General features: G+C 39.8%; 9 protein-coding genes. 5 read left to right on the top strand and 4 right to left on the bottom strand.

What is annotated here, in order from left to right:
• The first annotated feature begins 245 nt into the window (after window positions 1–245).
• Window positions 246–563 carry an MGMT family protein gene (locus CK510_RS18755; RefSeq protein WP_095723152.1) on the top strand — a complete coding sequence of 106 codons (318 nt, stop codon included), beginning with the start codon at window positions 246–248 and terminating at the stop codon, window positions 561–563.
• Window positions 564–579: 16 nt separating this feature from the next.
• Here the strand turns inward: CK510_RS18755 and CK510_RS18750 are convergent, their stop codons facing one another.
• The 4 genes from CK510_RS18750 to CK510_RS18735 all read right to left on the bottom strand — a co-directional run bounded on the left by CK510_RS18750 (window position 580) and on the right by CK510_RS18735 (window position 4,623).
• A complete protein-coding gene (locus tag CK510_RS18750) occupies window positions 580–882 on the bottom strand; it encodes a hypothetical protein (protein WP_095723151.1) in 303 nt (100 codons plus the stop codon).
• A gap of 249 nt (window positions 883–1,131) precedes the next feature.
• Window positions 1,132–2,385 carry a cytosine deaminase gene (codA, locus tag CK510_RS18745; protein ID WP_095723150.1) on the bottom strand — a complete coding sequence of 418 codons (1,254 nt, stop codon included), beginning with the start codon at window positions 2,383–2,385 and terminating at the stop codon, window positions 1,132–1,134.
• Between the two features lie 303 nt (window positions 2,386–2,688).
• On the bottom strand, window positions 2,689–3,051 hold the full coding sequence (locus tag CK510_RS18740) for a response regulator transcription factor (protein ID WP_095723149.1): 363 nt from the start codon (window positions 3,049–3,051) through the stop codon (window positions 2,689–2,691).
• A gap of 156 nt (window positions 3,052–3,207) precedes the next feature.
• Window positions 3,208–4,623, bottom strand: coding sequence for a response regulator (locus CK510_RS18735; protein WP_095723148.1), 1,416 nt, complete (start codon window positions 4,621–4,623; stop codon window positions 3,208–3,210).
• 656 nt (window positions 4,624–5,279) lie between these two features.
• Between CK510_RS18735 and CK510_RS18730 the strand changes: the two genes are divergently transcribed.
• The 4 genes from CK510_RS18730 (at window position 5,280) to rfbF (ending at window position 10,749) form a co-directional block, all read left to right on the top strand.
• The gene (locus CK510_RS18730) at window positions 5,280–5,954 is read left to right on the top strand and encodes a vWA domain-containing protein (RefSeq protein WP_095723147.1); all 675 of its coding nucleotides are present in this window, start codon (window positions 5,280–5,282) and stop codon (window positions 5,952–5,954) included.
• Between the two features lie 64 nt (window positions 5,955–6,018).
• Window positions 6,019–6,798, top strand: a complete 780-nt coding sequence (locus tag CK510_RS18725) for a PP2C family serine/threonine-protein phosphatase (RefSeq protein ID WP_095723146.1) — start codon at window positions 6,019–6,021, stop codon at window positions 6,796–6,798.
• Window positions 6,799–6,899: 101 nt separating this feature from the next.
• Window positions 6,900–9,077 carry a tetratricopeptide repeat protein gene (locus CK510_RS18720; RefSeq protein WP_095723145.1) on the top strand — a complete coding sequence of 726 codons (2,178 nt, stop codon included), beginning with the start codon at window positions 6,900–6,902 and terminating at the stop codon, window positions 9,075–9,077.
• A gap of 898 nt (window positions 9,078–9,975) precedes the next feature.
• Window positions 9,976–10,749 carry a glucose-1-phosphate cytidylyltransferase gene (rfbF, locus tag CK510_RS18715; RefSeq protein ID WP_095723144.1) on the top strand — a complete coding sequence of 258 codons (774 nt, stop codon included), beginning with the start codon at window positions 9,976–9,978 and terminating at the stop codon, window positions 10,747–10,749.
• Window positions 10,750–10,801 lie beyond the last annotated feature (52 nt).

The raw sequence follows: 10,801 nt of genomic DNA, 5'->3' as shown, positions 1-10,801 counted from the left end.
GAAGCGCGTCTACCTACGTCGCAATGACGGAACAGAATAATCAAAAACTCGCTTGTTCCAAAATGGACGAGGTTTAAACAAAATATTCTGAATTTCAAATTCTTAATTCCTATAGAGATTCTCATTTAGATACAATATAAATATAAATGAGTGTAAACAGCCGTTTACTCCTACGGCATTCTCGATTACCAACAGTATTTTGTTCAATTGAGAATTCCTATAATTCCTAATTCTTAACTCTCCTCATGTCAACTTACGAAAACATATACAAAATTGTACGTCAAATACCTATTGGAAAAGTCGCAACTTACGGACAAGTTAGTGAGTTAGCGAATCTGAGCGGAAAACCTCGTTTAGTCGGGTATGCTTTATATCGCGTAGATATTGCCTCAGATATCCCTTGGCATCGAGTGATTAATGCCAAAGGTGAAATATCTTACTCTCCCTTACGTCAAGGTGGTGATTATACGCAAAAGGTACTTCTCGAACAAGAAGGAATCGAATTTAACACTGAAGGTAAAATCAATCTTCGTCAATATTTATGGCATCCAGGAAATTATTAAAAACCATAATTAACTTTTATTTATTATCTTGATTATCAGATTGTAGTAAAACACTTTCTGCTGGTTGCGAATTTGTAAAAGTAACTTCTTGATTCGTTTGAGCAGATAAATTTAACTGTGCTTGTTCGGGGATAATATCGCGAATCATATTAGAAGACTGATTCAAATAAGAACCAATTAATTTATCGTAATTAGATACAACTGCCAAGAATGCACCACCTAAAATATATATGGGTAACGGCAAGGTGAAATCTTTTACCCAATCGAATAATTCTGCTAATACAAACAGCAACAAAAAACACACAAACCAAATTCTCATATAAATCCCCTCAGATGTTTACACAACCCTATCTATCATTCCACAGATAAAGGATATTCGTCCAAGATTCCCAACTTTTCTAAAAAGTCATAAATCTATACTAAGAACGGGTTAAAAATATACTTTTTAAATCAAGTAAAAATATTTTAGATACTACCCTGCGGGAACGTGGAACGTACCTCCGTCAGCATGACAAAAGTTTATATTCTATCCATTTTTAGTATAAATAGCGCAAAGTATCAAAACTTGCTAAACCCACTCTGTTATCTCTGGGATAGTGCGAGTTATTAGCTTTCCCTGGGAAATAACATAACGGGGTTTACGACGTAGACGAATTGCATCATAACAGCTACTTTCCTCCAATACTAACAAAGAAGCACTTTTACCTACTTCCACACCATAATCATCAAGATGCAGCGTCTTTGCTCCCTTAATTGTCACCATTTCGTAACAAGCATTAATTTCCGATAATCCCGTCATCTGGCAAACATGTACCCCCATATGGGCAACATCGAGCATATTCCCAGTACCTAAACTATACCAAGGGTCTTGGACACAATCGTGACCAAAACTGACATTTAAGCCATTTTGCCAAAGTTCCTTAACTCTCGTGACTCCACGACGTTTGGGATAGGTATCGGCTCGTCCCTGTAAAGTAATATTAATTAACGGGTTCGCGATAAAATTGATTTGAGCGCGTTGCAAAAATCCCATTAATTTAAAAGCATAGGCATCATTATAAGAACCAAACGCAGTTGTATGGCTAGCTGTAGTTCTGATACCCATTCCCGTACTAATTGCACAAGCTGCAACAACTTCGAGAAATCGTGATTGTTCATCGTCAATTTCGTCGCAGTGAATATCGATCAACTTGTTATATTTTGCCGCTAATTCAAAAATTCGCTCAACCGATCGCACACCATATTCACGAGTCAGTTCATAATGAGGTATTCCCCCCACAACATCCACTCCCATTTGTAATGCTTGTTCGAGAAGTGCTTCATTTCCCGGTTTTGAGTAAATGCCATCTTGGGGAAAAGCGACAACCTGCAAAGTTATCCAATCTTTGACTTCTTCCCGTACCTCCAACAAAGCTTGTAATGCGATCGCACGTGATTCACTAACATCAGCATGGGAACGTACAAACAATATCCCTTGCTCTGCTTGCTGTTTGAGAGTTGCGATCGCCCGATTTTTGACATCCTGAATCGAAATATTTTGTTTGCGATCGCTCCAAATTGCAATCCCCTCAAATAATGTCCCGCTTTGATTCCAACGGGGTTCTCCAGCAGTTAAAGCTGAATCTAAATGTATATGTGACTCAACAAACGGAGGTGAAACTAACCTTCCCTCAGCATCAATTTCCACATCCGCACTACCTGCGATCGCAACTTCAATTTTAGTAATGCGACCATTTTTGATTCCAATATCTACCAGTTCCCCGTCAACTTTTCCCAGCAACTTGCCACGACGCACCAATAAATCGTACTCACGATTCGACATAATTACCAATTACTAATTCTACTTCTCCTATATATAGCAATCTTATAGGATTACCGACTTTTTAGATAAGTTGGGAATCTGAAAAATAATTTAAAATAAATAATTCAGAATTCAGAATTTAATTCTGTATAGTTATAGCGGTTCTCAGTTGAGTTAAACACAGTTTGTAGTAGATAATACTGTAGGGTAACCCACGGTTGTTTACCCTGATTTTATTGTATCCAGACGAAGATGAGAAGCCCTATAGCGGATGTAAATTGTCATTGATTATGTATTCTAAATACTGTATCCCTCCTCAATAATTCACAACCCCAATGATTTAACTGCACGTAATAATTCCTGCCGACTAAAAGGTTTAGTCAAATACAAATCAGCACCTTGACGCATACCCCAAATCTTATCTATTTCTCCATTTTTAGAGCTACAAAGAATAATCCGCACATTCCTAGTTACTGGGTTTCGCTTCAACTTTCGGCATAATTCAAAACCACTCATTCCCGACATTACAATATCAGTAATAACAACATCAGGTAAATTACTCAGAGCTTCACTCAAAGCATCTTTAGCATTGTAAGCTTTGATTACTGAATAACCACCATCTTCCAAATAACAGTTAATTAACTCTAGCTGAGAAGGTGTATCGTCAACAACTAGAAATGTTGCCATGTGAATTGATTTCCCATTTAATTTTAGATTTTCGATTTGTAGAGACGCGAGATATCACATCTTTAACTTCTTAAAAAAACAAACATGAAAAATCCCAGCTAAGTGCTAAAGATAAATCATACCTAGCTGATAAAAAAAATATTCCCAATGCCCAATCTACGTCAAATGCATAAACACGATTTTGAGTAAATCTGCTTGCGTAAATGGCTTAGTCAAATAACCAGATGCACCAACTAACCTTGCTTTTACCTTATCTATCAGCCCTTTATTTCCCGTCACCATGATGATAGGTGTTTTCTTAAACATCGAGTTATTGCGGATAATTTTACACAACTCATACCCATCTATACCATCCATGTTTAAGTCCAGTAAAATCAAGTCAGGCTTGTTACGAATGATCGACATTACTGCTTTTACAGGGTCATTAATTGTGACAACAGAGAAGTTCTCTTGTTCTAAAAAACGACTTATCTCTCTAAGTACAGTTGGACTATCATCAACGGAAACTATCTTATGGGTTTTGCGATCGCTTGATATCCCATATTCTCTTGGAGGAGGAGTTTTGACAACCTCAATCTGAGTTTGCTGTTTTGGTGGTTCGATAGTTTCTGGTTGACGGTAGGAAACCTGGGTAAGCGGTAAACCAGTATTAACCCCCACATAACCTTCGACTAATCCGACTCCATTACCACGGAGAGCTACCGCACTTGATGCTACAGGCGATGTTGCTACAGTACGGATAAACTCGCTTTCAACTCCATCACTGATATCCTTACCATTATTTGCAAATTCCTTAAAGGTTTTAGGTAATCGATCGAATGGTGGATCGGGTTCGTGGAGGACAACTTCTCCATTCAAAATATACTGGCAAAGACTACGTGCTATTTTTACCTCATCTTGATTGACAATCACCGCAAGGTGACGCAAACTAAAACCTCTCATCCAAGCTGTTAAATTCTGGTGAATCTCTGAAAATCTCTGCTGATTTGCTGCCGTTTGTACCCGCAAATACGGACGCTGATAAGGAGAAGAAATGTGTGGTGCTAACGATTGCCAACCCAGTAATTGCTCTTGACACATTTCTAATATTTTTTCTGTATCAATCCTGCAAATTACAGGTAATTTATTTACAATATTTATTAATTTGTAATTTCCCTCACCAATTAATAAAAATGATTCAAGAACCTCTTTTACCATTTCTTGAATTAATATTGCTGCTTGGGTTGGGTTAATATGACGTTGACTCACCAGCCAGCAAATTGCCTGATATTCTGGTGGTTGTTCTGGAAGGTTAGATTGGTTTAGGGTATCAACCTCAAACATTAACCGCAACTGGACGCGAATATCCGAGCTTAAAGCTGGTAGTTGATGACTGAGACGACGCAAATGCCTTTCTAATCTGTCAAAAGGTTCTACAGAATGGGTAGCATAGATGATTTTTCCCTGTTCTAAGTATATTAACCATGAAACTGAGTTGTTTAATACATGCAAGCAAGTACTATCATGACAGGTAGATAAGTGTCGCAATAAACTCAGGGGACGTAATCTTGTGAACGTACCAAAAATATTCATTTCTTTAGAGTTTTTCCGGTGAACTAATCCGAATAACGGTAATTATCATTTATCAGCGAGATGCCATAATTGTTATTTTTAATATCCTTTCCCGAGTCAATTTTAGAGAAGGATATGCATATATGTTACAAGCAATAAAAACTACATGGTGAATTTATTGTTACATTTTACATAACAACATCTTCCCAATTCAGATAATGGGGATGGTAATTTTTATATTATTTATGAATATATATTTACAACTAAAATTTCGACAACTACAGAATATAATGGGTGTAAAGCTGATTTTAATTTTTTGGTTTCATCAAATATACAAAGTTTCTACATGAAAAATTTAAAAAGCCAGAGGGATAAATCTTGAAAATTACTGTATTGTTGACTTGCTATCTGTATTTTTGCTAAGTAGATTACAATAAGTAATCCAAATCCTTGATAAATTCCTTTTTACTAAAAACTATCATATTGATTAAGATTTGAGAAAAGAGATAGGTATTAGTGCAAAAATAGTTTGTTTAATTAAAGAGATAAACTACATATAACCAGACAAGACATCATTATTTATATTTCTGATTGGGTGCTGTGAACACTGTGAAATATATACTTACTTCTAGTTAAAGGAATACACGACTTTGGATCCTAGTATAGCACAAAAAGTTATGTCCGACACATTAAGACTTGATGAAGTTGTGGAGTTTGCTGAGAACCCAGAACCTCGTTGCCCCTGCGTGCTTTTGCTCGATACTTCTGGCTCTATGCAAGGAATGCAAATCAATGCCCTCAACGAGGGATTGCTAAGTTTCAAAGAAGAATTAGTTAAAAATACACTAGCAGCAAGACGAGTGGAGGTTGCAATTGTTACTTTTGATAGTAATATTAACGTAGTGCAGGAATTTGTGACGGCTGACCAGTTTAATCCGCCAGTGTTATCTGCCCAGGGTTTGACGAATATGGGTGCGGGCATTCACAAGGCTTTAGATTTGATCGCCGATCGCAAGATACAATATCGCACGAATGGGATTGCTTACTACCGTCCTTGGGTTTTCATGATTACCGATGGCGAACCCCAAGGAGAATTTGAAGATGTTGTTGAACAAGCATCATCGCGTTTACAACTGGATGAAGCGAACAAGCGTGTTGCTTTCTTTTCTGTGGGCGTAGAAAATGCTAATATGACGCGGTTGAGTCAAATAGCAGTACGCACACCTCTCAAGCTTCAGGGCTTAAACTTTGTCGAGATGTTCGTCTGGTTATCGGCGAGTATGTCAGCCGTTTCCCATTCCAAAGTTGACGAACAGGTGGCGCTACCCCCCATTGGCTGGGGAACTGTTTAACCGAGCCAATAGGGTGATATACCAAGGTGCGGTTTCATGCTTAGACGGCTGTGAGTAGATGTTTATGAATACCTCGAAACAATTGCTTCATTGGCGAGTTGTCGCCGCTTCAGTATGTGGCACCAGTCACGTCAAAAATGATTTGCTGTGTCAAGATGCCCACCACTGGCAGGTATTGCCAGATAACGTCTTGGTAGCTGTGGTTGCCGATGGAGCTGGTTCGGCAAGTTTAGGAAAAGTTGGAGCGATGGTAGCGACAGAAGCCGCAATCGAGAATATTTCGATTCAGGAAGTTACCAGAAGTATGCTCGCAGACGATGAGTTTGTGCGATCGCTGTTAACAGCAGCGATGGTAGCAGCCAAAAAAGCAGTGGAAGAGGAAGCGCTTGCTTGTGGTAAACAGACAACCGATCTGGCTACAACTTTAATTATCATGGTGGCGACACCCGAAGGCGCAGCAGTCGCCCAAATTGGTGATGGTGTCGCCGTCGCCAAAGATTTCGCCGGGAATTTACAGGCACTTACCATGCCCGATAGCGGCGAATATATTAACGAAACGACGTTTTTGACTTCGGATAACGCGATCGCAACGGCACAGTTACGATTGTGGCGACAGCCAATCACTAACATTGGCTTGCTCACCGATGGATTACAAATGTTGGCGATTAATATGGCTGTTGGCGCTCCCCACAAACCGTTCTTCCTACCTCTATTTGATTTTGTCGCCAATGCCGAAGACAAATCAGTAGCGAAAGAGCAGTTAGTTAAGTTCTTAAAATCGGAGCGCATTACCCAACGTACTGATGATGACTTAACGCTGGTCTTAGCTGTTCTGCATGACTAGTGGTTGATGAGGCATAGTTTGTAATTTTTGACTAATAAGCTAAATATTACAAACTCAACTGCCAAAACATACTCAATTAATTTTATAAAAAAAATCATATCATGCAGGTACTACGTTGTCTTCCCAACCAACAAAATCTGACAGTCAGCCTCACAGTTAGCTTAGGGCGTGGAGGTGAAGCCTGTGTTTACACAGTGCCCACCGATACCGATTCGGTGGCAAAAATTTATCACAAGCCCACAGAAGAACACGCCCGCAAGCTAGAAGTAATGCTGGCACATCCCCCAGAAAACCCCACAGCAGCGTTAGGGCATATTTCCATTGCTTGGCCCCAAGAGATATTGCGAGCTAGCGACGGCAGCGATCGCACCATTGGATTTTTGATGCCGCGTATTCGGGGAATGCGTCCCATCATCGATTTTTACAATCCCAGAACTCGCCGTCAACACTGTCCCTTATTTAGCTATCAATATCTATTACGCACAGCCCGCAACCTCGCAGCCGCATTTGCCGCTTTACATGCGCGTGGTTACTGCGTCGGTGATGTCAACGAATCAAATATTTTAGTTAGCGACACAGCCCTGGTAACATTAGTCGATACCGACTCATTCCAAGTTCGCGATCCAGAACTTGGTTTCGTATATCGTTGTGGAGTTGGCAAACCAGAATTTACCCCACCCGAACTGCAAAACAAAACATTTGCCGAATGCGATCGCGCCGTAGCCCATGATTTATTTGGGTTATCTGTACTAATTTTCCAACTATTAATGGAAGGTACCCATCCATTTTCCGGCATCTACAACGGCGCAGGGGAACCACCACCATACGAAGCCCGCATTGCCGCCGGACATTTCACCTACAGCCAGAGACATCGCGTACCCTACATTGCCACCCCCATCGCCCCACCTTGGGAAATATTGTATCCAGGTTTGCAGGAATTATTTTTACGCTGTTTTGAAGAAGGTAATAGCAACCCCTTATTACGTCCCAGCGCCGCAACTTGGTTATTAACCCTGACGGAAGCCGAAGAATCATTAATTACCTGTACAGCCAATCCCCAACACCGTCATGGCAACCACCTCCACAGTTGTCCCTGGTGCGAACGTAAAACGCGTTTAGGAGGACGGGATCCATTTCCTTCCCAACAAGCGATCGCAGCCAAAGAACACCTGCAAACCCAAATCCCCCAACGCCGACGAAACAACAACAACAAAACTCGCGTACCCCAAGCAAACATCCCTCTCAACCGCATCCAATACAGACAAGCAAGCAACTCTCAAAATATTTCCTACTACAAACCACCACAAAAGCCAAGGTATTACCCAGTTTTATTGTGTTTGTTAGGTTTTGGTATTTTGGGCTACATGGATTTAATGATTAAATTCACCAGTCAGCCCTTTACCGCTCAAAATAATTTTACTCAAAGCCTTGTAAATTCCCAGCATAACGACAATCTTAACTTTGAGGAATATTACAAACAAGGTCACGCATCGTACAAAATCAAAGATTATGAGCAAGCGATCGAGAAATTTAGCCAAGCCATTCGCAAACTACCTCGCTACGCCAAAGCTTACGTAAATCGCGGTAATGCTCACTACAACCTCAAACAGTACGACGCTGCCCTATCCGACTACAACCAAGCAGTAAAAATCAACCCCAGCGAAACTAAGGCTTATATTAGTCGTGGTAATACTCGCCTTATCCTTGCCGAATATAGCAGCGATCCAGATAAAGACTACAAAGATGCGATTGAAGATTTCGATAATGCAATTCGTCTCAACCCTGGTGATGTTGAGGCGTTTATTCGTCGGGGAATAGTTCGCGCTCAAATGGCTAAATACAGTGGCGAATCCGAGGATGATTACCAAAAAGCGATTCGTGATTTCAATCAAGCCCTCAGTCTCACTCCATCCCGTGCTGAAGCATACTTTCAACGGGGAATAGTTCGTTATCAAATCGCCCAATATAGTAGCGAATTTGAACAAGAATATCGACGAGCTATCAATGATTTTGACCAAGCTTTGAATATAAATTCCCAACTACCAAAAGTATATCTAAAACGCGGGATTGTGCGTTATGAGTTAGCACAATATGGCGGCAAACAATCCCGTCAGTATCATCTCGAAGCAGTCGCTGACTTGCAACGAGCGGCGAAAATAGCCCTTGAGCAAAAAGACATGGAAAATTATCAGCAAGCGTTGAGTAGTATTTGTGTTGTCATTGAAAATAAATGTGACTCATTTTTCCAACCTACTAATATTGTCAATAAAAGCAATTAGAAAGATTCCCAATCAAATTCCAAATTATTGTAGGGGCGGGGTCTCCTCGCCCTTTTTGATGATATGGTAAGTCAGTTGGCAGTGTCGGCTTCCGTCCCCTCAAACCGACGGAGGGTGATAAATCGATGCTTGGGATATTTTATTTTCTGGAAGTTCTTTAAATCTCAATACAGTTCAGTTAAGCATTTCTTCCTTCTCTTCCTACCCTTCGGGTAGGCACGAAGTGACTTCCAAAGGTAGCCGCTCCGCGTCTAAGGCGTTCTAGATACGAAGTAGCTTCTGTTGGCGATAGCCGCCCTGTAAGGGCTAAGTAGCCACTCCGTGTCTATGGCGGTTTAAAATATTGAATAGTTTAGTCTTAACTGAACCGTATTGCTTTAAATCTCATCTACCTTGATAATCTGCTGTTTTTGGCAATGAGATGGAGATTACTTGCTTAGGTCTTCTTTTCTGCTCCGGGATGACGTTTGTTAAAAAATTATTCTTATTCTAACCACTTACACATAGATTGCTAATTTATACTACATAATATAAAAATAATAGATAACTGAAATTACTTTTATAACTAATTAACTATTGAGTAATAGTAGTTAATATAGTAACCCATAAAGCTTTTCAATTTTTTCATAGATAAAATAAGTTAATTTACCTTGCCTTTACAAATAAGTGTAGAAATACGGTTAGATTATATACTTAGAAAGCCAAATATTGCAGCCACTATCAATGGCAAATAACAGTAATGTATTTCTAAACCAAAAGTCACCAGAATCAACCAAAATTACTGGATGCTAAACTTTTGGTCATTATTCAAATTCAGTGGTTTTCTGTTGAGATAGCACTTTTCATTGTGCAGGGATAATTAAAAAAATCATCTACTTAGGAATTCAAAGGCATTCTCATGAAAGCAGTGATTTTGGCTGGGGGACTTGGTACACGTCTGAGTGAAGAAACTAGCGTGAAGCCAAAACCAATGGTGGAAGTAGGAGGTAAGCCCATTTTATGGCATATCATGAAAACCTATTCTGCTCATGGAATTGAGGACTTTATTATTTGTTGTGGCTACAAAGGTTATGTGATCAAGGAATATTTTGCAAATTACTTCTTGCATATGTCTGATGTAACCTTTGATATGCGGTTTAATCAGATGAACGTACATGCAGGGAATGCGGAACCTTGGCGTGTCACCCTAGTAAATACAGGGGATACTACCATGACAGGTGGAAGATTAAAGCGAGTTCGCGAACATGTTGGCAATGAAGCTTTCTGCTTCACCTACGGAGACGGTGTTTGCAATGTTAATATTACAGAATTGATTAAATTCCACAAAGAGCAAAAAACTCTCGGAACATTAACAGCAGTTCAACCACCAGGACGTTTTGGTGCGATCGTATTAGGGCAAGAACAAACCAAAATTTCCAGCTTCCGTGAGAAACCCGAAGGTGATGGTGCTTGGATTAATGGTGGATATTTTGTTTTAGAACCTGAAGTGATAGATTTAATTGATGGTGATACCACGGTTTGGGAGCAAGAACCATTAGAAAAATTAGCTGAAAAAGAACAGCTATCGGCATTTAAACATCATGGTTTTTGGCAACCGATGGATACTTTGCGCGATAAGAATTATCTTGATAACTTGTGGCAAAAAGGTCAAGCACCTTGGAAGGTGTGGTAATTAGTAAGCTATTAATTATACCATTTTAATCTGAAGATGCATAAAATAACCC

It is taken from the genome of Brunnivagina elsteri CCALA 953, assembly GCF_002289455.1.
GTDB lineage: Bacteria > Cyanobacteriota > Cyanobacteriia > Cyanobacteriales > Nostocaceae > Brunnivagina > Brunnivagina elsteri.
This window is presented reverse-complemented; position numbering and strand designations above follow the sequence as displayed.